This is a genomic window from Mycobacteroides abscessus ATCC 19977 (assembly GCF_000069185.1).
Taxonomy (GTDB): domain Bacteria; phylum Actinomycetota; class Actinomycetes; order Mycobacteriales; family Mycobacteriaceae; genus Mycobacterium; species Mycobacterium abscessus.
Map to the genome: position 1 here is coordinate 4,678,222 of NC_010397.1, position 20,089 is coordinate 4,698,310.

A 20,089-nucleotide genomic window follows, 5' to 3' on the forward strand; every position below is an offset into this window, starting at 1 on the left:
GTGCCTACCGGACGAGGCTAGCGTCCGGTAGGTGGAGTATTACCGAAACCGGGCGGTGGCGCAGGCGCCTCGGGAGGCAGGGGTGCATCGCCAGGGATCGGGAGGGGCCACTGCGGTCCACCATACGGCGTGGGAACACTCCACTTGCCCCGAGGCGTCGGGTCGGACACCTTGGCCAGGTCCGCGTTGGGAGGTGGGCCGGCGGTGTCGTCGTCCGCGGGCCGCGGCGCGTTGCGTGCACCACGCACCAGCATCGCCGGGTCGGGGTTGGCGCAGTACGTGGAGTAGAGCGCCGGTTCGTAGAAGCTCGCGTCCGACACTGGCTTACGGGGTGTGACGTAATCGCATGTGGGTCTCGGGTACAGCAGATCGGCAAGTGCCCAGACAGCGCCGTCGTGGAAGATCGACGCGGCGCTCTCCAGCATCGATCCACGCACCTCCGGCCCGGGGAACAACGCGTTGAGGGCCGGGACCCGGACGTAGTTCAGCTGCGCGACGGTGGCGAGATTGCCCAGCAATTGCACCATCGTGTCGGAGTTGTCGGTGAAGAGATTGTCCACACCGTGCAGGGTTTGTGGGGCCCGCTCGAGCAAGGTCCGGAAACCGCCGTCCATCTTCTTCAGACCGGCGAAGGTGCTACCCAGTTGCTGACCGGTGGCGTCCAGACCGGAGTTGAGGTCCACCAGTGTCGAGAAGGTCACCTTGCTGGACTTGAGCAGCGTCACCGTTTCCGGCAGCACGCCATCAAGGGTGGTGATGAGGAAGGTGCCACCGTCGAGGATGTTGGCCAGTTTCTCCGGCCCCTGTGCACTGACCCCCAACTCCTTGCGCAGGGTGCTCAGCTTCTGGGTATCCAACTGCGCCAGTAGGCCGTCAGAATCCGCCAACACCTGTGCCAGGGTTATCGGAGTGGTGGCCTTGCCCAGCGCAACGACACTGTTGTTCCCCAGGAAGGGGCCGTTGTTCGTCGTCGGCCGGAAGTCGAGATACTGCTCGCCGGCGGGTGACAAGCCCGATACTCGGACCTCGCTGTCGACCGGAAGCTTCACCGAACCATTGATCGCGGCGATCGCGACCACGCCGCCCTTGTCCAGGTTGACCGACTCAACCCGTCCGATCGGCACCCCGCGCAGGGTGACCTCTTGGTTGGGCAGCAACCCACCGGATTCATGGAGCTGCACCTTCACCTGGTACTCGGATTCGATCGGGTTCACCTTCAATGTCCCGAACATCACGTAGCCGACGCAGATGACGAGGATCGCCACCAGGCCGACGACCGACAGCCACTTCCAGCTGCGCCTGAAGACGTCACCAACGGCCAACAGTCCCCGGGACACCGATTCCAGCAGACCACCGGACTGCACCGGGGCGGTCATCGGCCGGGTCCTGGCTCGGGCGCCGGCGCGGGTTCCGGTTGGGGTGCCGGGGCCGGCGCGGGCGGGTTCGGTCCCTGACCCACCACACGTTCCTGCAGTCTGTACAGCGAGTACTTGAAGCTGCCGACCAGATAGCCCCAGTCGGCCTGCTTGGGGCCGTGGAAGGTCGGGTCGCCCTTGTACCCGGCGTCGGGCCAGTTGCCCAGCGCCAGCTTGGCCATGTTGACATCGACAGCCAGCGCACTGCCGGCGTTCGCCTTGATCAGTATCGGAAGCAAGCGGTTCAGCGCGACCAGGCTGGTGTCCGGACTCACCGTGACGTCGTTGAATGCGCGCGCGACCGTGTTGAAATCGGTGATCATGCTGCGACTGTCGGTGCCCTGAATCGACGGGAACTTCGCCAGTTGATCTGAGATATGCCCGGCGGTGTCCGCGAGGTCGGTGACCTGGTGAGGATCGATCGCCTTCAACGCCGGCGCACCGGACTCCAGCAGATCGTTGATCGTCTTCTCCCGTGCGGACAGTGTCGAGGCCAGCTGCGAGGTCTTGTCCAGCGAGTTCTGGATCTGCGCCGACCGCCCGTTGAGAGTGCCCATCAACTGGTCGGACTGCTTGACGATGTCGCCGAACACGATGCCGTTACTGCCATTACCGCCGGAGGACTTTCCGAGCCCGTTCACCACGTGCGTCAGGTTGCGGATGACACCACCGTTGACGAGCACGGCGGCGGAGGCGAGCACACCCTCAACCGTCGCGGCCGAAGAGGTGTTGTCCAGATCCAGCGTGCCGCCGTCCTTGAGGAGCTGGCCACTCGGCGTCGCCGGTGGGGTGACCGCCACGAAGACATCGCCCAGCGGAGTGGCCGTGCGCAGCTGTGCGGTGGTGCCGACGGGCAGTCGCACACCCTCGCGGATACGCAGCTGAACCACCGCGACGTAGTCCACGGCATCCATCGACTCGACCTCGCCGACATCGGCACCACCGAGGCGCACCTTCGCCTTGGCAGGCAGGTTGAGCGCGTTGGCGAATCGCGCGGTCAGTTTGTAGGACTGCGAACCCATATTGGGGGCGGGCAGCGGCAGACTGTCGAGTCCTGGTGGCGTGCAAGCAGAAACGGCCAGCGCGCCGACCGCGGCCAGCGCCGCCGCCCTGAGCTTCGAAATCTTCGACCCGCGCATCACTGCCCCATCCTGGCCATGCCGTCGAGCATGTAGGTCAGTCCGAAGTCGGGACCGTAATCGGCCATCGTTCCGGTGCTGCATCCGAGCTGCCGCAGACCCATCATGTTGCAGATTTCCTTGGTGAACTGGCTCTCGAAGAGCAGCTTGTCCAGCATCGGATGCAGGCGCAGCGAACCGTTGACCGGATCGATCGACCGGTCGACGTTGTCCAGTAGCAGCGGCAGCAGATCCAGGGTCTCCTTGAGCTCACGCTGGTTGTCACTCAACGACTGCAGGGTGACATTGCTGTTGCCCAGGAGTCCCTTGATGACATCGCGGTTCTTTTCGATGAGCTCCGCGGTGCTCTTCAAGACCTCATTGGCCTTGCGGCCTGTGTTTCCGGTGCCGAATCGTTCGGCGGCCAACACATCGGCGGTGCCATGTACGGCCGAGCCGAACTGCCGGATTGCCTTGTCATTCTCATTCATCGCGTTCACCAGGGAGCTCACGCTCTTGATGATCGTGGTTAGTTGGTCCTTGGTCTCGGCGCCATCGGTGGTCATCTTCAGCGCCTTCGACAGCTCGTCCAGCGCGGTCTTGACCTGCTCGCCGTTGCCCGCGGCAGCCTGAGCCCCGATGTTCACCAGATCGGCGGCCGGACCACCGCCCTTGCCGTCACCCTTCATGGCCGAGGCGAGCTTGTCGACGGTGGCCAGCACCCGGTCGAATCCGACCGGGGTACGGGTGCGATCGAGCGGAATGAGGTCGCCGTCCTTGAGCACCGGTCCCTCGGTGTACGGCGGGCTCAGTGCGACGTGCCGGTCGGTCAGTACCGAGCTGGTGAAGGCTGCGGCGATGACATTCGCCGGGACCTTGACGTCCTTGTCGACGTTGAACTTGACCTCGACGTAGGTGCCCTTGGCCTCGACCGATTCGATCGCCCCCACCGGCAGGCCGAGCACTTCCACCACGTTGCCGACGAAAAGGCCTGAACCCTCGTCGAATTGGGCGGTGACGGTGATCTTGTCGTCCACCACTCCGGCCTTACGCAGACCGAAATAGCCACCGACCAAAGCCAACACGACCAGCACCGACACCGCGCCGATCATGAAAACCCGCCGGGCCCTGGAACCCTGCTGTGTCACGTTGATGCTCATGCGCAGTCCTTGAAGTACTCGATCAGGCCCCACTGCTGCGCCCGGCTACTGATGGCGCACATCCAGTTGTCCACGATCAGACCGTTGGTCAAGTTGATGCCCATGGAGTACCCCGAGCCGGTCGCGTTCGTAAAGTTGCGCAACGGAACAGGCAGGATCTGCAACAGGTTTCGCATGTAGTCGTCGTGATCACTGGCCATCGCCGTGACATCCCGCAGCTGCTGCAACAACTTCTCGAAGGCCGGCCGGTCCTTGACGACGACCTTGCTCAACAGGTCGACGACCTTGGTGATCGATGCCATCAAGCGCTGGAACGACGCCTTACGGGATACGAACTCTCCCAGCAGATCGCGCCCCTGGAAAACCAGGTGGCCCAGGTTCGCCTGCTGGCGATGCAGCGTTGCGGTGACGGTGGACGCACTCTTGAGCAGCTCACCGATCTGCGTCCGCCGGGTGGAGACGATCCCCGACAGGTCCTTCAGATTCCGCATGGCCTCGGGCAGCGCCTCGGGCAACCCCTCGAGTTGCTTGGCCAGGATGTCGATCGACTGGGCCAGCTTCGTCGCGTCGACCTGTTCGTAGGTGGCCGCGGTGTCGGCAAGCAAAGCCTGCAGGTCGTAGGGCACCTCGGTGTGCGACAAAGCGATCCGCTTGTTAGGGATGGTGCCGGCGCCACGCGGCCGCAACTCGATGTACCGAGAGCCCAGCAGTGTGGTGGTCTTGATCGCCGCCTGCGTCTCGGCGCCCAGCTTCACCTCGTCGCGTACCCGCAGGTCGACCAGCACCTTGGTGCCATCGAGCACAACGCTTTTCACCTCACCGACGTCAACACCCGCGACGCTGACGTAGTCGCCCTTCTTGAGCTGTGCCGCCTGCGCGAACTCGGCTTGATAGCGGGTGTATCCAAAACCGATCTGCCGGTACAGCAGCATCGACGCGATGATCGCGGCGACGACGCCCACGGCGATCATGCCGATCCAGAACTTGCTGCGGTCTTCTAGCTTGCGTTCACGGGGGCTCATTCGATCCCTCGGCATTTCGGTGTGTACTTCGCGACATTGCCATGAGTGGCGCGCCTGACGATTTCGGGGACCAGGTCATTCAGGCCCGGGAAGAACCCGTTGATGTTCAGCTGGCACGCATAGGAGTTGCCGTACGCGCCATCCTGAGTCGTGCGAGCAAGGCCCTTGAGCAGCAGCGGCAGGTTGGACCCGAGGAAAGCGAACTGATCCTTGTTGGCAAGGATGTGCGCCGCGGTGCCCGGCTCGCGGTAGACGAGTTCCTGCATCTGTGGGTACACGTTGTCGCCGATGGTCTGAATCCGGCTGACCACATGAGTTGCCGAGCCGATCGACGAGACCAGGTTCTGGCGCCGATTGTCCAGTTCACCGACGACGCTCTGGCCCTGGATGACCAGCTGGTCGAGGTTGTCGTTCTGCTTGGCGACATTGTCCAGGACGGTGTTGAGGTTGTCGATCAGGCCACCCAGCGATTGATCGCGCCCGGCAAAGGATTTGGTGATCTCGGTGGTCTGCGCGACAACGTGGGCCAGCGCACCCCTGTCACCGGCGAAGGCGTCGATGAGTCCGTTGGACAGATTGTCGACCTGCTTCGGGTCCAGAAGGGTGAACAGCGGTTCGAAGCCGTTGAGCAGCGCGCCGACGTCGAAGGACGGTTCGGTTCGCTCCACCGGGATGACGCTGCCTTCGGGCAGGCGCTCCGGACTGCCTTCGATACCGCGGGACAGCGAGATGTAGCGCTGACCGATGATGTTCTGGTAGGTCACCGCGACAATCGTGTTGCCGTAAAGGTTCTGGTTGCTCTTGACCCGGAACTTCAGCTTGGCCAGTGAACCGTCCAGCTCGATGGAGTCAACACGTCCCACCCGCACACCCGCGATGCGCACATCGTCGCCCACCCGCACACCAGTGACATCGGTGAAGATCGCGGTGTAGTTCTTGGTCGACCCGGTGGTGTCGCGGCGCAGGGTGCCGTACACCAGGGTTGTCACGCCGATGGCGAACACGACGAATAACGACAGCCCGATAGCCGCGGCCCGGAAGTTCTTCATCGTCCGCCTCCCTGGCCCGAGTTGAGCTGCGCCGAATTAGGTTGGGCCGCATCGGCCGCCGACTCGTCACGGCTGACCGAGATCGTGGTTCCGCGGGCCACCGGGCCAAGGAGCAGCTGCTGCGAGGTGCTGGCATCACCGCCCAGCGCCTTGCCGAGCTGCTCGCGCTCGACCGCGCTGCCCACCGGCCCGACATTTCCGCCGAACGAGGCCGGCGCCACGGGCGCAGGCGCCGGGTTGGGCGGCGGTCCGAACGGCGGCAGCACCGGGTTCGCGGCCCTGTCGACTTCCTGCGGGTTGGGGCCCGTGCCGTGCAGCATGATGTCGGCCGCGGGCGGCGGGAACACCGTCCCCGGCGGCGGCGCGATATCCGGCGGCGGCTTGTAGCTACCGGGCTGCAACACCTCGGGAATGTCGATCCACTGCCGCGTCTCGGGCGCGGTGGTGCAGCTCGGTCCGGCCAGCTCGCCGTATCGGGGGCAGTCGTCACGGACATAGGTCCAGGCCGGGCTGAACGACAGGATGAGGTTCAGCCCGATCACCTGTCGGCCCGGGTCCCAGCCATTGGCAAAGGCGGCATCGGACAGTGCCCGAACACGCGTTGCGATCGGTACAAACTTGTCCGCGTTCTGCGCGAGGACGCCGACAACGGGAGTCAGATGGGTGCCGATACCGATCATCTGATCGATGTGATTATCGATGGCGGTCGCGGTGGTACCGGTGGTGTGTAAACCGGCCGACAGCAGGCCGCGCACATCATCTTTCTTCTGAGCCAGGGTGCGCAGCGGCACCAGGGCGTTCTCCAGGTTGTCCAGCAGTCGCGGTGATGTGGTGCTCAGTGCGTCGGACACCTTCTCTAGGGCCGCGATCGTCGACGGATCGTTCGGACTGGCGGTGACCATGGCGTTGAACTCGGTGAGGATCGCCTGCAGCCGCGCCCCCGAGCTCAGCAGCTTGTTTCCGCGGCCCTGGGTGGCCTCACCGAATACCCCGATCAAACCGACCGGCGGGTCGCCGCGTTGCCGCTCGGTGGCGGCCAACACCTGACGCAGCTTGTTGGTGGTGGTTTGGAAGAGCACCGTCGGCAGCTTGGTGTCCTCGGTGATTATCGCGCCGTTACGGATTCCGGCACCGTCCCCGTTGTCGACGAGCTGTACCGACGACACCGCGAACACGTTGCTCGGGACCACGCGCGCGGTGACGGTACTCGGAATGCCGCCGGCGTGCTCCGACTTCAGATCGATGTGCACAATGTTCGGCTTGCCGTCTTCGGCGGGTGTCACCGACGTGACGGCCCCGACCAGCATGCCGCGGAACTTCACGTCCGCGCGTTCGGGCAGTCCATCGCCCACGTTCATGAGCTGCGCGTCGACCTTGACGGTGTCTTCCAGATAGCCCTTGGACTTGGCGAGCAACAACCCGGTCACCAGGCCCAAGATCGCCAGCACCGCCACACCGGCCAACAGCAGGGCGCGGTCGGACCAGCCGCGACCGCTCGCCGAGAACGAACCTCCACTCACGTCAACCACCGAACCTTGCGCCGGCGTCGACTCCCCATAACGCCATGGTCAGAAGCATGTTCACGATGATCACGACGGTGATGGCCGCGCGCATCGCGTGCCCGGCAGCCACACCCACACCCTCGGGCCCGCCCGAGGCGTTGAATCCGAAGTAGCACTGGATGGTCGAGGCGATCCACACAAAGACCACGGCCTTGATGACGGAGTAGACGACGTCCGTGCCGCTCAGCATCATCGTGAAGTAGTGGTTGTAGGCACCGCCGATCGAACCGCCGCTGGAGATTCCCACGAGCAGGCGGCAGGTGATGTAGCTGATCACCAGGCACAGCAGATACAGCGGAACCACGGCGACGGTGGAGGCCAGCAGTCGAGTGGTCACCAGGTACGGAATGGGCCGGATCGCCAGCGCGTCCAGCGCGTCGATCTCCTCGTTGATGCGCTGGGCGCCGAGCTGCGCGGTGAAGCGGCAGCCGGCTTGCATCGCGAAAGCGAGGGCTGCCATCACAGGCGCCAGCTCACGCGTCGAGACCAGGGAAGAAATAAATCCCGTGGCCGGGCCCAGGCCGATGATGTTCAGCAGGTTGTAGGCCTCGATACCGATCAACGCGCCGATGGTGGCACCCAACACCGCGGCGACACCGACGGTCCCGCCGCCGGTGACCAGCGAGCCGTTACCCCACGTGACGTCGGCCAGCAGCCGGAAGAATTCCTTGGAGTAGTAGCGCAGGGCGTTCGGGATCGAGGCGATGGCCTCCACGAAGAAGGCCAGCATGTGCCCGAGTCGCCGAATCGACTGGGCGATCCGCTGCCCCGCGTCGATGATCGGCTGAACGCCCTTGGGACGGTATGTGGAGATGGTCATGGCGCGGCCCCTATATCCCGTGCCGGGGGAAGACCATGACGTACACCTGGCTGACAAGCACGTTGATCAACATGAGCACCAGGATCGATTCCACGACCGCGGCGTTGACCGAGTTGGCCACACCCGCCGGGCCGCCCTTGGTGGTCAGCCCCTTGTCGCAGGCGACGATCGCGACGATGAGTCCGTAGAGGATCGCCTTGAGCAGCGCCAGCACCAGATCGTCGACGCGGGTGAACGATGCGAAGGTCGCCACGAAGCTTCCCGGAGCGCCGTGCTGGAAATAGACGTTGAACAAGTAGCTGGCCAAGAAGCCCACAAAGCACGTGGTGCCGGTGAGGCCTACACCCACCAGGACGGCGGCAGCGACCCGCGGGACGACGAGGCGCCGAATCACCGACACACCCATCACTTCCATCGCGTCGATTTCTTCACGCATGGTGCGTGAGCCGAGGTCAGCGGTGATGGCCGACCCGACCGCGGAGGCCATCAGCACGGCGGCGACCAGCGAAGCACCCTGCCGCACGATCGCGACACCGCTGGCCGCGCCCGCCAAGGAGGACGCACCGACTTGCCCCGCCAATAGCGCGAACTGGATCGACAAGGTGACACCGATCGGGATGGCTACCAGCAGCGTCGGCACCACAGCGCTGCCTGCCATGAACGCACCCTGATGGATGAACTCGCGCCAGGGGAAGGCACGGTGGACGATGTCCGAGAACATGTACTGCATCGCTCGCACACCGAGCACGATCTGACTGCCTGCGGTTTCCACCGCCTGCACGGGGTGCTTGCGTACGTACTCCTTGAGCGCACCGGAAACAGCGTCGCGAGACGGCGTAGCTGGCCGCGCCGGGCTAGTTCCCTCGAATGTGGTCATCGCGGCCTCACGATCGAACGCATCGAATACCCCAGGGCAACACGACCGCGTGCTGGGTGACCCACGTGATGCCCTCTCGTCCAAACCTCTCGGGCCCACCATCTTCGCTGGTCACAGAGAAAGCAGGGCCCGAACTGAGCAGTAACATAACACCTGACCGACGTGATCTACACATCGTCGTAGTTCGCGGTGAGATTTTCGCCACGCTGTGATGTGCGATGTCCAAACCGTTGACAAATCGCAGGTTGTGATTCCATTGGGCGAGAATGGGTATCACACCCAAGACCTTGCTGTTGTTGATTCCGACGGTGGTATTCGCCGCGATATCCCGGCGCGGCCCGGCCTGAAACGATACGCCGAATTTGGTTACGTGATGTAGCGCGAAATCGACTCGGCCACACAGGCCGGCTTGTCGGCGCCGTCGATCTCGACGGTGGTCACGATGGTCACGTCCACGGCGCCGGGCTTCTGCTCGACGCTGGTCACCTCGGCACGCGCCCGCAACCTCGACCCCACCCTCACCGGGTTGATGAATCGAACCTTGTTGTAGCCGTAATTGATTCCCATGGAGATGTTGTCCACACGAATCAGCTCGAACTGAAAGTGCGGCAGCAGCGACAATGTCAGTAGTCCATGCGCAATGGTGCCCCCGAACGGACCGTCGGCCGCCCGTTCCGGGTCCACGTGAATCCACTTGATGATCGCCAGTGGCGTCGGCGAAGGTGTTCACGCGCTCCTGGTCAACCAGTAACCAGTCACTGACACCCAGATCACCGGTGGTGATCTCCTCAATTCCGTTGAACACCTTGCCCGTCACGGCACCAACACCATCTTGCCGTACACCTTGCCGTCGGCGAAGTCCTGCAGCGCCTGGCGGCCCTCCGACAGCGGTATGCGCGCACTGACCGGCGGGCGCATACCCTCGGCCACCAGCTTTTCCAGCCCGGCCTGGGTCTCATACAGGTAGTCGGCATGCGTACGCAGGAATTCGCCCCAGGCCACGCCGATCAGCGAAGCATTACGCAGCAGCAGACGATTCACCTTGATCGTAGGTATCCCCCCGGCGGCGAATCCAACGACCAGCAGCCGGCCTTCTGAGGCCAGTGTCCGCACAGCGTCGTCGAAAGCGGGTCCGCCGATCGGGTCGACCACCATGTCGACACCGGCGCCGCCGGTCGCCTCACGCACTGCCTTGGCCCAGCCCTCTTCCAGGGGCAGGACGATATCGGCACCCACGCTTTTCACGAATTCTGTTGCGGCAGTTCTGTTCACCACGGCAATAACCTTGGCGCCCATGCCCTTGGCAATCTGGATTGCCGCGGTGCCGATGCCGCCGGCGGCGCCAAGTACCAGCACCGTCTCCCCTGCCCGCAGCTGTCCCCGACGAGCGTAGGCGAAATACATGGTGTGGTAGTTCGCGATGAGCGCCACCGCTTCGGCGTCGTCCAGCTGGGGCGGCGTTGGCAGGATGTTGGAGGGCGCCACGGCCACGCGCTCGGCATATCCCCCAATGAAATTGAAGGCCATCACGCGGTCGCCGGGTTTGATGCCGGAACCCTCCGGCGCCGAGCGCACCACCCCGGCTGTCTCGATTCCGGGGACGAAGGGTGGCTCCATCTTCAGCTGATACTCGCCCTTGGTCATCAGGTAGTCGGGGAAGCAGACCCCGGCGGCCTTGACGTCGACCACGACGACATTGGGCCCGGCTCCCGGGGTTTCCACATCGGTGTACACCAGCCCTTCCGGGCCCGATAACGACTGCGCCTGTATCGCTTTCATGCGAGCGACGGAGGGCCGGCCTTGGTGACGGTGGCGAGGTCCTCGATCTCGCCCCACCGCGCGGCAACTTCGTCGACCGTCGGTGGCGAGGCAAAGGTGGCGCCGGCGTTCTCGAAGAGAGCCACGCGCTGCACCTTGCCGCCACCCACTACGAAAACGGATCCGTTGTCGGTGCTTTCCTCCGTGCACAGGTAACCGACGACCGGCGAGACGAAGGCCGGTGGCAGCTGCTCCAGCACGGCCTCGGAGGCGATGTCGGCGGTCATCCGGGTCGCGGCGATCGGCGCGATCGCGTTGGAGTGGATGTTGTACTTGGCCCCCTCCAGCGCGAGAGTGTTGATCAGTCCCACGAGGCCGAGCTTGGCGGCTCCGTAGTTGGCCTGGCCGAAGTTACCGAACAGGCCGCTGGTCGAGGTGGCGACCACGATGCGGCCGTATCCCTGCTCGCGGAAGTGCGGCCATGCCGCACGGGTGATGTTGTATCCGCCGTAGAGGTGAACCTGTTGCACCGCATGCCAATTGTCGTATGTCATTTTATGGAAGGTGCCGTCGCGCAGGATGCCGGCGTTGCTCACCACACCGTGAATGGCCCCGAACTCGTCAAGGGCGGTCTTGACGATGTTGGCGGCGCCCTCTTCGGTGGCGACACTGTCATAGTTGGCGACAGCCCGGCCACCGGCCGCCTTGATCTCGTCGACAACACCGTCCGCCATTGCCGATCCGGCGCCGGATCCGTCTCGGGCACCGCCCAAATCGTTGACGACCACCGAGGCCCCTTCGCCGGCGAGAGTCAGCGCGTATTCGCGGCCCAGCCCTCCTCCGGCTCCGGTCACGACAATTACCCGGTCTTGCACTCCCGGCATGCAGAACTCCTAATTCACTTGAGGGTTCAATCGAAACTTCATGGGGTTTGGGTAAACTGAAGGGCCAATGCCCCTGGCTCACATGAGCCTTTGCATAAGTTTGAGGTTCTTCTCCGTGTACGGCGGGTACGGAAGCTTCAGATCCAGCGCGGTCGACTTGTACAGCGTCGACTTGCGGTGACTGAACTCGTCGAACCCGGCCTTGCCGTGGTAGGCACCCATACCGCTGGCACCGACGCCACCGAACGGCAGCTTCGGGATGACGGCGTGGTAGAGCAGGTGGTTGATCACCATGCCACCTGCCGGCACCTCGGCAGCGTACCGATTAGCGGTGTACTTGGATTCGGTGAATGCGTAGGCCGCCAACGGTTTCGGCCGCGAATTGATGAAATCAATTGCGGCATCCAGTGTTTCAGCGGTGACAATCGGCAGAATCGGGCCGAAGATCTCCTCTTGCATCAGCGGCTCGTCGGCATCGGGATCCACCACGATGGTCGGCTCGATGGTCAGACTCTCGGCATCCGACGCACCACCGACGGCCACCTGTCCCTCGGTGGCCGCGAGGTATCCGACCAGCCGATCGAACTGACGCTGGTTGAGCACCCGCAGACCCTTGTCCTCCCGGTCTGCCTGGAACTGTTCCCACGACTCCTTGATCTTCTCCACCAGCTCATCACGAATCGATGCGTCCGCGATGACGTAGTCGGGTGCCAGGCAGACCTGCCCGGAGTTGAGGCCCTTCATGTATCCGATACGACGGGCCGCCACCTCAATGTTGGCGTCGGAAGCCACGTAGACCGGTGACTTGCCACCGAGCTCCAGCGCCACCGGTGTGAGGTGCGGAGCCGCGCCCTCCAGAATGCGTTTACCGATCTCGGTGCCACCGGTGAACATCGCCTTGTCGAAGCCCTGGGCCAGCAGTTCCTGGGTGACGTACCCGTCGCCCTCGACGACGACGACGGCGTGCGGGTCAAGGTACTGCGGAAGCAGCTTTGCCATCAGTGCGGAACACGCCGGCGCTAGTTCAGACGGCTTGAGTGCCACCGTGTTTCCGGCCGCAACCGCACCGACCAGTGGGCCAATCGTGAGATAGAAGGGAAAGTTCCATGCGCCGATGATCAGCGTCGTGCCATAGGGCTCGGACTGCACGTAGGCCTTGGCGGGTTGCTGTGCCATCGGTAGACCCCGCACTCGCTTCCGGCGCATCCATCGCTTCAGGTGTTTCCGGGCGTAGGTAATTTCGACCACGGTTCCCACCACGTCGGCGATCCACGCCTCCGCGCTGGACCGCCCCAGGTCGTCGTTGAGTGCCTTGGCGATGGCGGCTTCGTTCTCTTTGAAAAGCCGCTCCAGTCCTACGAGCTGCGCCTTGCGCCACTGGTATTCGCGGGTCCGGCCAGTCGCGAAGGTCTCCCGCAGACCGCGCACGATCCCCGGGATGCGCGAGGGTTCGGACGCAGCGTGTTGGTCGGCGGGCGTAGAGATCTCGGTGGTCATATCCGTTCCTCTCGATGGCAGGCTCATCATTGAGCGCATCTCCGCAGGTCACGCAGGCGTGTACGGACTAACGATGGCAGCTAAGTGAGCTGTATCACCGATGGTAACCAACTAGTTGGGGCCTGAGAACCCCGCACCCCCGAGGGCCGCGCGCCGTCAGCCCTTGAGCTCGGCCTCGATCAGCGTGTTTCCACGCAGATCCTCTTCGATGTATCCGGGACGGCCCGCCTCGGCCATCTCCACCTCCGCTGGTATCGCCCGTACCGTCCATCCCCGGCCGGCGAGCCACTGGGGAACGTCGGTGCGGTTCTCGTCGTGATACATCAACGATCCGACATCGAGAGACTCGCCGTCCATCCCTGCCAGTTTGCGAGCTCTGTCGAAATGCGCACGCATCTTGCTACGGAACTCTTGGCGCTTGTCGTTGTCGGGCCCAACTGCCTCGACGGCAATCCTGCTGCCCGGTGCGCTCTGGTCCACGATCAGCTCGAAGAGCCGATCCTGCGCCTCGGTCGGTAGGTACATGAGCAGACCTTCGGCCAGCCACGCTGTCGGCTCGGCGACGTCAAATCCCTCCCGCTGCAGTGCCGCGGGCCAGTCCTGCCGCAGGTCGACGGGGACCTCGCGGCGCAGGCACGCGGAGCGCACATCGTGCGCGTCCAGCGTGTGGCGCTTGTACTGCAACACAAGCGGCTGGTCGATTTCGTACACCGTGGTACCGGCAGGCCAGTCCAGTCGATAGGCGCGGGAGTCGAGTCCGGCGGCCAGTATCACCACCTGGGTAATGCCGGCGTGCGCCGCCCGTTCGAAGAAACCGTCGAAGAATCTCGTGCGGACCGCCTGGTAATCGACCGCGTACTGCATGACGCGATCTGCGTCCGGGTCAAGCTCTGCCAGCTGCTGCCGCAGTCCGTCACTCGCAAGCACCGACCAGGCGCCGGACCCCGCGCGTTCGACCAGAAGTTGCGCGAACGGGTCCTGGATGAGCGGTGACGCACTGCGGGTTTCGGCCGCCCGGGCGGCCGCCACCATGACCGCCGTGGCGCCCACGCTGCTGGCGATGTCCCAGCTGTCGTCATCGGACCGTGCGGTGGTCGTGCCGGTCATCGGAGCTCTCCCTGGATCAGCTGGCCGCGGAACGTTCCGCGCTCGACATCTTCGGCGACGGGCCTACCCAACCGTGCCATCTCATCGTGCGCGTCGGTCTTGGTCACCGACCATCCGTGCGCATCAAGCCATTCCGCGGGATCGGCCCGGTTTTCGTCCTCGTAGATCAGATTCTCGATCGTGACGTCGACGTCTATCGCCGTCTTGAAGGCGGCGCGCACCTGTTCCCGGCGGACCGCTTCCTCCTCGCTCTCGTCCAGGACCAGCTTGCCCTCATATCCCTCTACGGCGACACGGCTGCCGGCGGCGCTCAGCACACCGATGTCGCGGAACAGATTGTCCTGAGCGTCTGCGGGCAGGTAGGGCAACAGGCCCTCGGCAAGCCACGCGGTCGGTTGCGCCGAATCGAAGCCCGCCGCACGCAAGGCGGCAGGCCAGTCCTCGCGCAGATCGATGGCCACGCCGCGCCGCTGTGCCGTCGGCTGGTGCGCGGCCAGAGCGGAATCCTTGAACTTCAGAACCTGCGGCTGATCGATCTCGTAAACGGTGGTACCGGCGGGCCAGTCGAGCCGGTATGCCCGGGAATCGAGGCCGGACGCCAGGATCACCACCTGCCGGATACCCGCCGCCGCTGCGGCCAGGAAGTACTCGTCGAAGAAGTGCGTACGGGTGGCCTGATAGTCCACCATTCGGTCGTATATCCGTCCGGCCTCGGGGTCGGGCCAGTCGATATCGCCGGCGACCAAGCGTTCCCAACCCGTCGCCTTCCCCGTCGCGTCGACGAGTATCTGCGCGAACGGATCGCGGATCAGCGCGTCGGCACGCAGCGTCTCGGTGGCCCGGGCGGCCGCCACTCCGAGAGCCGTGGCGCCCACGCTTGAGGTGATGTCCCAGGTGTCCCCGTCGACGCGCATCCCGCTCCTCTCAAGGCAAACTAGACCCAATAGTGAGCAATGCTACAGATCTCTCTCCGTGGCGAGCATTGTGCAACAGGTCACATTCGCCCAGGTGAGGCCCTGGTAACCGGACCCTTCATTCATTTGCCCGTCATCTTTTTCACCCACGGCGCGACGGCGTCAACCGCCAGGACACACGTAGCCGATTTGTGCAGTTCCTACACAAATTTCGCATAAGGTTCATGAGCGAATCCGCCTGCTTACCCACCCGGACGGAGTTCGCTAGCAGACAAGTCACTAAAATTCGGTCTAGCAGATAGCTCAGAGAAGAGTTCGAAAGGGGATAGAACGTGCCTGTCACGTACATGTCCACGGGGGGATGTAAATAATGGCCAAACCATCTACCGCAAATGGTGGCTTTCCGAACATCGTCGTGACCGGCATGGCCATGACGACGTCGATCGCACCCGACGTCGAGGGCACCTGGAAGGGACTCCTCAACGGCGAAAGCGGCATCCGCGTACTCGACGACGACTTCGTCGCCCAGTACGACCTACCGGTGAAGATCGGCGGGCACCTCAAGGTCCGCGACTTCGACAAGGACATGACGAAGATCGAGCTTCGCCGCCTGTCCTATGTGCAGCGTCTGGCTGCGATCCTGGGCCGTCAGGTTTGGGAAGACGCCGGAGCCCCGGAAGACATCGATCTGGAGCGCCTGACGGTTTCGGTGGGCACCGGACTGGGCGGTGGCGAGAAGCTGGTCGAGGCGTACGACGAGATGCGCGCCCGGGGCACGAAGGCCGTTTCGCCTCTTACCGTTCAGATGTTCATGCCCAACGGACCTGCCGCCGTCATCGGCCTGGAACGCAAGGCGCGCGGTGGCGTCATCACCCCCGTCTCGGCGTGTGCCTCCGGTAACGAGGGCATAGCCCACGCCTGGCGGCAGATCGCTTACGGCGACGCCGATATCGCCATCTGCGGTGGTATCGAGGCAGCCATCGAGGCCGCGCCCATCGCCGCGTTCGCCAATATGCGCATCGTGATGTCCACCGATAACGACAACCCCGCGGGGGCATCGCGGCCATTCGACAAGAACCGCACCGGCTTCGTGTTCGGCGAAGGCGGCGCGCTCATGGTCATCGAGACCGAGGAGCATGCCAAGGCACGCGGGGCCCGGATCTACGCTCGGCTTCTCGGCGCGGGCATCACCTCGGACGGCTTCCACGTAGTGGCACCGCATCCGGACGGCATCGGGGCCGCCAAGGCCATGAACCGGGCTCTGGAAACCGCCGGCCTCGACGCCAAGGACATCGACCACGTCAACGCGCACGCCACCGCGACCAGCGTCGGTGACGTCGCCGAGGGCAGGGCCATTCACAAGTCCGGTCTGCAGCACGCCGCGGTCTACGCACCCAAGGGCGCCCTCGGGCACTCCGTCGGTGCGGTCGGTGCCGTCGAGGCGGTCATCACGGTGAAGTCGTTGCAGGAGGGCATCATTCCGCCCACCCTCAACTACGAAACACCCGATCCGGAGATCGATCTCGACATCGTCAGCAAGGAGCCCCGCAAGGGCGACTACAAGTACGCGGTCAACAACTCGTTCGGGTTCGGTGGCCACAACGTGGCGATCGCCCTCGGCAAGTACTGATCCACTTCTCTGTCCCGACACGCCGTCTGGTGGCGGATTCGTCTCGAACGATTCCGCCGCCAGGCGGCGTGTCGGCGTTCGACTAGCGGAACGCCGCAATCCCGGTCAGCGCCTGGCCGATAACCAGTGTGTGCATCTCGCTGGTGCCCTCGTAGGTCAGCACCGATTCCAGGTTGTTGGCATGCCTCATCACCGGGTACTCGCCCGAAATACCGTTCGCACCAAGGATTGTGCGGGCGGTCCGGGCTATCTCGATGGCCTCGCGCACATTGTTGAGCTTGCCCAGGCTGACCTGCGGGGTCGCCAGAGTGTCGGCATCCTTGCGGCGCCCCAGATGCAGCGCCAGTAGCACTCCCTTGCCGTATTCCAGCGCCATGTTGGCCAGTTTCTCTTGGGTCAGCTGGAAGCCCGCGATCGGGCGATCGAACTGCTCCCTGGTCTGCGCGTATTCCAGTGCGGTACGCAAGCATTCACGGGCGGCGCCCATCGAGCCGAAGATGATGCCAAAACGCGCCTCGTTGAGGCACGACAGCGGGGCCTTGAGCCCGACGGCTAATGGCAGCCTGTTCTTCTCCGGCACCCACACATCAACGAGGTTGAGCTCGGCGGTCACGGATGCGCGCAAAGACATCTTCGAATGGATGGTCTGGGCATCGAACCCCGCCGAATCGGTCGACACGAGAAAACCACGGACGCCCTCGTCGGTCTGCGCCCAGATGACCGCGACATCGGCGATCGACCCGTTGGTAATCCACATCTTGGTCCCATTGAGTACCCAGTCGCTGCCATCCCGGCGCGCGTGCGTGCGCATGCCGCCCGGGTTGGACCCGAAATCGGGCTCGGTCAGACCGAAACACCCCAGCTCTTCGCCCGTTGCCATCCTGGGCAGCCACTTCTGCTTCTGCGCATCACTGCCATAGGCATAGATGGCATACATCGCCAACGACCCCTGCACACTGACCAACGAGCGGATCCCCGAGTCACCGGCCTCCAGCTCCATGCAGGCCAGTCCATATGCGAGAGAGGACGTTCCGGAACATCCGTATCCGTGCAGATGCATCCCGAGTACACCGATCTTGCCCAGCTCCAGCGCGAGCTTGCGTACCGGCAGATCACCATGCTCGTACCAGCGCTGAACATTGGGTACCACGCGCGCCTGGACCAGCGCGCGCACGCTGTCACGGATCGCGCGCTCCTCGTCGCTGAGCAGCGCATCGATACCGAACAACTCGTCGGGGTTGGTTGGTGCAGCGTCGGTAGCCATGCCGCAAACCCTAACTCCCCCAGCCACCGTGTCGGCTAGAAACTGAAGCGGTACAGCCTTTCGAAACTGCGAAGCCAGGGCAGGCTAGCCATGGCCCAGTAGATTCCGCGCAGAAACCGCGAGGGCACCAACGGGTACAGCCGCCATGGAGTTGTCTCCTCGACACATCGCAAGCGCCGGTTCCATCCTTGCACCTGAGCAGCACTTCGAATCGAAGACTTGAACAGCTTCTGCGCCCGCACAATGGACGGCGGCATCGCGTCGAACACGATCTGCCCGGATGGAAATCGATCGGTGATCCGCTGCAGAAGCTCCCGTATCTCGTCCTCGGTCAGATACATCACCAGACCCTCGGCAACGACCAATGTCGGTCTATCCGTGGGAATATCGTCGAACCACGCGGCCCCGGTCACCGACGAGGCGATCATGCGATAGCCGGTTCGCTCCTCGATGACCCGCCGGCGCATCGCGATGACCTCGGGCATGTCGACGTCGAACCAACGCACGTCGGCCGGCAGGTTCAATCGGAACGCCCTGCTGTCCAGCCCGCAGCCCAGATGCAGCACGGTCGCATCCGGATGGGCCGTCAGGAATTCCCCCGTCCAGTCGTCCAGCGCCCGCGCACGCAGTGTGACGGTGTACTGGTTGGACCTGGGCGCGGTCGTGCGTTCGATACGCGGCCAGTCGTAGTCGATGCGATCCACCAATTCAGCGGCCGCGCGATCATTGAGAATCGAACGCGGCGAACGGCTTTCGTATGCCCGGAGAAAGAGGGTGACCAGCATGGTCCAGGTCACCGACCTCCATTCGACATCGCTGAAGTCGACCTTGGCAGTCATTTCGCTGTCTCCTTGGCAGACGGGTTGAGCACGGCAGAAAGCTCGTGACACCAGCGTTCGTAGAACGTCAACGCCTCGGCACGCGCGGCCTCAAGCACCGCCAGGCTCGGCTCTTCGGCCGGCTCGAAGGCGCTGCTCACCGTGTCTGCCAGAGCATCGGCCTTACTTTCCAGAGCGAACCCTCCAGCAGCGCTAGTGTTTTCAACGGCATAGAAGCCAGCGGTCGTCGCGGCGACCCGATAGGCCAGCATGGGGTCCTGTTCAGGGTCATCACGCAGCAACCCGTGCCGGTACAGCAGGCGCAACACCAGATCGGTGGTGCCAAGCTTGCCAAGTCCCATTTCGCCGGTAGCGGGGGTGGTGGTCAAAAGATCACCAAGTAGCGCCTGGTCTCCTGTCACGATTGCCCTGGCCAATGGATTGTTCATGGTCGCGATGAAAGTCCGCCTGCTACTCACGCTCAGCAGCACCTCGCGCGGGTCCGCCCGCAACGCGTCGGCCGCCGCGGTCAGCATGGCGACGCCATCCCTGGTGAACACGGCACCGAAGAGCTCGAGCTTGCTCGGCCAGTAGAGATAGATCGTCCCCTTGCCCACACCGGCCCGACGCGCCACTTCGTCGATGGTCACCTTTCGGTATCCGAACTGCAGAAACAGCTGTTCAGCGGCATTGAGAATACCGGTCGCCTTCCGCTCGTCCATCACACCCCTGACTATATGACTAATTTGGTTTTCTAGTCAGTTTAGCCTTGTGGCCCCCCATCGGGAAGGGCCTACCCTCGAAGACATGTCCATCCCCGACAGGCCGCATTTGGTTCCTGGCCCGGACCATCCCATCGGCATTTCACCGTCGAACACACGCGTCGTTGTGACCGCGGGCGACGACACCGTCGCCGACTCCACCCGCGCGCTGCGGCTACAAGAGGCCAGCTATCCCGCCGTGCACTATCTCCCGCCCGACTCCGTGAATTGGGATGTGCTGCAACGCACCGATACCCATACCTACTGCCCATACAAGGGCGAGGCCTCCTACTACTCGGTGCGCACACCCGAGGGAACGGTCGAGGACGCCGCCTGGACATACGAGGATCCGTTCCCGGAGGTCGCCCCGATCGCGCGGTATCTCGCGTTCTACCCGGACCGGGTCACCGTCACCGCAGAGTGAACGTACCCA

General features: G+C 63.9%; 18 protein-coding genes and 1 pseudogene. 2 read left to right on the forward strand and 17 right to left on the reverse strand.

The features are described 5' to 3' along the window. Window positions 1-17: 17 nt before the first annotated feature. The 14 genes and pseudogenes from MAB_RS23255 to MAB_RS23320 all read right to left on the reverse strand — a co-directional run bounded on the left by MAB_RS23255 (window position 18) and on the right by MAB_RS23320 (window position 15,183). On the reverse strand, window positions 18-1,376 hold the full coding sequence (locus MAB_RS23255) for an MlaD family protein (protein ID WP_005079755.1): 1,359 nt from the start codon (window positions 1,374-1,376) through the stop codon (window positions 18-20). Further along, window positions 1,373-2,554 (reverse strand): MlaD family protein, encoded by a 1,182-nt coding sequence (locus tag MAB_RS23260; RefSeq protein WP_005079753.1) that lies wholly within the window; start codon window positions 2,552-2,554, stop codon window positions 1,373-1,375. The genes MAB_RS23255 and MAB_RS23260 overlap by 4 nt, the downstream gene beginning before the upstream one ends. Further along, window positions 2,554-3,693, reverse strand: a complete 1,140-nt coding sequence (locus MAB_RS23265) for an MCE family protein (RefSeq protein ID WP_005063794.1) — start codon at window positions 3,691-3,693, stop codon at window positions 2,554-2,556. The genes MAB_RS23260 and MAB_RS23265 overlap by 1 nt, the downstream gene beginning before the upstream one ends. Then, on the reverse strand, window positions 3,690-4,715 hold the full coding sequence (locus MAB_RS23270) for an MCE family protein (protein ID WP_005071701.1): 1,026 nt from the start codon (window positions 4,713-4,715) through the stop codon (window positions 3,690-3,692). Before MAB_RS23270 ends, MAB_RS23265 begins: the two co-directional genes overlap by 4 nt. Beyond that, window positions 4,712-5,764: an MCE family protein gene (locus MAB_RS23275; protein WP_005063797.1), complete on the reverse strand. Its 1,053-nt coding sequence runs from the start codon at window positions 5,762-5,764 to the stop codon at window positions 4,712-4,714. The genes MAB_RS23270 and MAB_RS23275 overlap by 4 nt, the downstream gene beginning before the upstream one ends. Then, entirely contained in the window at window positions 5,761-7,284 is a 1,524-nt protein-coding gene (locus MAB_RS23280) for an MlaD family protein (protein WP_005112509.1), read from the reverse strand. The genes MAB_RS23275 and MAB_RS23280 overlap by 4 nt, the downstream gene beginning before the upstream one ends. Before the next feature lies 1 nt (window position 7,285). Next, window positions 7,286-8,146, reverse strand: coding sequence for an MlaE family ABC transporter permease (locus MAB_RS23285; RefSeq protein ID WP_005063801.1), 861 nt, complete (start codon window positions 8,144-8,146; stop codon window positions 7,286-7,288). A 10-nt stretch (window positions 8,147-8,156) separates the two neighbouring features. Next, on the reverse strand, window positions 8,157-9,023 hold the full coding sequence (locus MAB_RS23290) for an MlaE family ABC transporter permease (RefSeq protein ID WP_005095537.1): 867 nt from the start codon (window positions 9,021-9,023) through the stop codon (window positions 8,157-8,159). 366 nt (window positions 9,024-9,389) lie between these two features. Next, window positions 9,390-9,840 (reverse strand): annotated as a pseudogene (locus MAB_RS23295) (MaoC family dehydratase). Further along, the gene (locus tag MAB_RS23300) at window positions 9,837-10,802 is read right to left on the reverse strand and encodes an NADPH:quinone oxidoreductase family protein (protein WP_005063804.1); all 966 of its coding nucleotides are present in this window, start codon (window positions 10,800-10,802) and stop codon (window positions 9,837-9,839) included. Before MAB_RS23300 ends, MAB_RS23295 begins: the two are co-directional and overlap by 4 nt. Further along, window positions 10,799-11,665 carry an SDR family oxidoreductase gene (locus MAB_RS23305; RefSeq protein ID WP_005063805.1) on the reverse strand — a complete coding sequence of 289 codons (867 nt, stop codon included), beginning with the start codon at window positions 11,663-11,665 and terminating at the stop codon, window positions 10,799-10,801. Before MAB_RS23305 ends, MAB_RS23300 begins: the two co-directional genes overlap by 4 nt. 78 nt (window positions 11,666-11,743) lie before the next feature. Further along, window positions 11,744-13,162 (reverse strand): aldehyde dehydrogenase family protein, encoded by a 1,419-nt coding sequence (locus MAB_RS23310; protein ID WP_005079749.1) that lies wholly within the window; start codon window positions 13,160-13,162, stop codon window positions 11,744-11,746. A gap of 156 nt (window positions 13,163-13,318) precedes the next feature. Then, complete coding sequence (locus MAB_RS23315) at window positions 13,319-14,269, reverse strand: SAM-dependent methyltransferase (protein WP_005079748.1); 951 nt, start codon at window positions 14,267-14,269, stop codon at window positions 13,319-13,321. Beyond that, complete coding sequence (locus MAB_RS23320) at window positions 14,266-15,183, reverse strand: class I SAM-dependent methyltransferase (RefSeq protein ID WP_005079747.1); 918 nt, start codon at window positions 15,181-15,183, stop codon at window positions 14,266-14,268. Before MAB_RS23320 ends, MAB_RS23315 begins: the two co-directional genes overlap by 4 nt. 370 nt (window positions 15,184-15,553) lie before the next feature. Between MAB_RS23320 and MAB_RS23325 the strand changes: the two genes are divergently transcribed. After that, window positions 15,554-16,813 (forward strand): KasA/KasB family beta-ketoacyl-ACP synthase, encoded by a 1,260-nt coding sequence (locus tag MAB_RS23325; protein ID WP_005079746.1) that lies wholly within the window; start codon window positions 15,554-15,556, stop codon window positions 16,811-16,813. Window positions 16,814-16,895: 82 nt separating this feature from the next. Here the strand turns inward: MAB_RS23325 and MAB_RS23330 are convergent, their stop codons facing one another. From MAB_RS23330 to MAB_RS23340, 3 genes are read right to left on the reverse strand one after another with little or no spacing between them, the layout of a single operon-like run. After that, window positions 16,896-18,077, reverse strand: coding sequence for an acyl-CoA dehydrogenase family protein (locus MAB_RS23330; protein ID WP_005112513.1), 1,182 nt, complete (start codon window positions 18,075-18,077; stop codon window positions 16,896-16,898). 35 nt (window positions 18,078-18,112) lie between these two features. After that, window positions 18,113-18,916 carry a class I SAM-dependent methyltransferase gene (locus MAB_RS23335; RefSeq protein WP_005079744.1) on the reverse strand — a complete coding sequence of 268 codons (804 nt, stop codon included), beginning with the start codon at window positions 18,914-18,916 and terminating at the stop codon, window positions 18,113-18,115. Beyond that, the gene (locus MAB_RS23340; protein ID WP_005079742.1) at window positions 18,913-19,617 is read right to left on the reverse strand and encodes a TetR/AcrR family transcriptional regulator; all 705 of its coding nucleotides are present in this window, start codon (window positions 19,615-19,617) and stop codon (window positions 18,913-18,915) included. Before MAB_RS23340 ends, MAB_RS23335 begins: the two co-directional genes overlap by 4 nt. A gap of 85 nt (window positions 19,618-19,702) precedes the next feature. On the opposite strand from MAB_RS23340, the gene MAB_RS23345 reads away from it, so the two are divergent. After that, entirely contained in the window at window positions 19,703-20,080 is a 378-nt protein-coding gene (locus MAB_RS23345) for a DUF427 domain-containing protein (protein ID WP_005079741.1), read from the forward strand. Window positions 20,081-20,089: the final 9 nt, after the last annotated feature.

Coding starts and splice junctions, on each gene's coding strand:
- MAB_RS23330 (WP_005112513.1), bottom strand. CDS start 18,077: ATGGCTACCGACGCTGCACCAACCAACCCCGACGAGTTGTTCGGTATC.
- MAB_RS23255 (WP_005079755.1), bottom strand. CDS start 1,376: ATGACCGCCCCGGTGCAGTCCGGTGGTCTGCTGGAATCGGTGTCCCGG.
- MAB_RS23260 (WP_005079753.1), bottom strand. CDS start 2,554: ATGCGCGGGTCGAAGATTTCGAAGCTCAGGGCGGCGGCGCTGGCCGCG.
- MAB_RS23335 (WP_005079744.1), bottom strand. CDS start 18,916: ATGACTGCCAAGGTCGACTTCAGCGATGTCGAATGGAGGTCGGTGACC.
- MAB_RS23270 (WP_005071701.1), bottom strand. CDS start 4,715: ATGAGCCCCCGTGAACGCAAGCTAGAAGACCGCAGCAAGTTCTGGATC.
- MAB_RS23285 (WP_005063801.1), bottom strand. CDS start 8,146: ATGACCATCTCCACATACCGTCCCAAGGGCGTTCAGCCGATCATCGAC.
- MAB_RS23310 (WP_005079749.1), bottom strand. CDS start 13,162: ATGACCACCGAGATCTCTACGCCCGCCGACCAACACGCTGCGTCCGAA.
- MAB_RS23315 (WP_005079748.1), bottom strand. CDS start 14,269: ATGACCGGCACGACCACCGCACGGTCCGATGACGACAGCTGGGACATC.
- MAB_RS23340 (WP_005079742.1), bottom strand. CDS start 19,617: ATGGACGAGCGGAAGGCGACCGGTATTCTCAATGCCGCTGAACAGCTG.
- MAB_RS23300 (WP_005063804.1), bottom strand. CDS start 10,802: ATGAAAGCGATACAGGCGCAGTCGTTATCGGGCCCGGAAGGGCTGGTG.
- MAB_RS23320 (WP_005079747.1), bottom strand. CDS start 15,183: ATGCGCGTCGACGGGGACACCTGGGACATCACCTCAAGCGTGGGCGCC.
- MAB_RS23305 (WP_005063805.1), bottom strand. CDS start 11,665: ATGCCGGGAGTGCAAGACCGGGTAATTGTCGTGACCGGAGCCGGAGGA.
- MAB_RS23325 (WP_005079746.1), top strand. CDS start 15,554: ATGGCCAAACCATCTACCGCAAATGGTGGCTTTCCGAACATCGTCGTG.
- MAB_RS23275 (WP_005063797.1), bottom strand. CDS start 5,764: ATGAAGAACTTCCGGGCCGCGGCTATCGGGCTGTCGTTATTCGTCGTG.
- MAB_RS23265 (WP_005063794.1), bottom strand. CDS start 3,693: ATGAGCATCAACGTGACACAGCAGGGTTCCAGGGCCCGGCGGGTTTTC.
- MAB_RS23290 (WP_005095537.1), bottom strand. CDS start 9,023: ATGACCACATTCGAGGGAACTAGCCCGGCGCGGCCAGCTACGCCGTCT.
- MAB_RS23345 (WP_005079741.1), top strand. CDS start 19,703: ATGTCCATCCCCGACAGGCCGCATTTGGTTCCTGGCCCGGACCATCCC.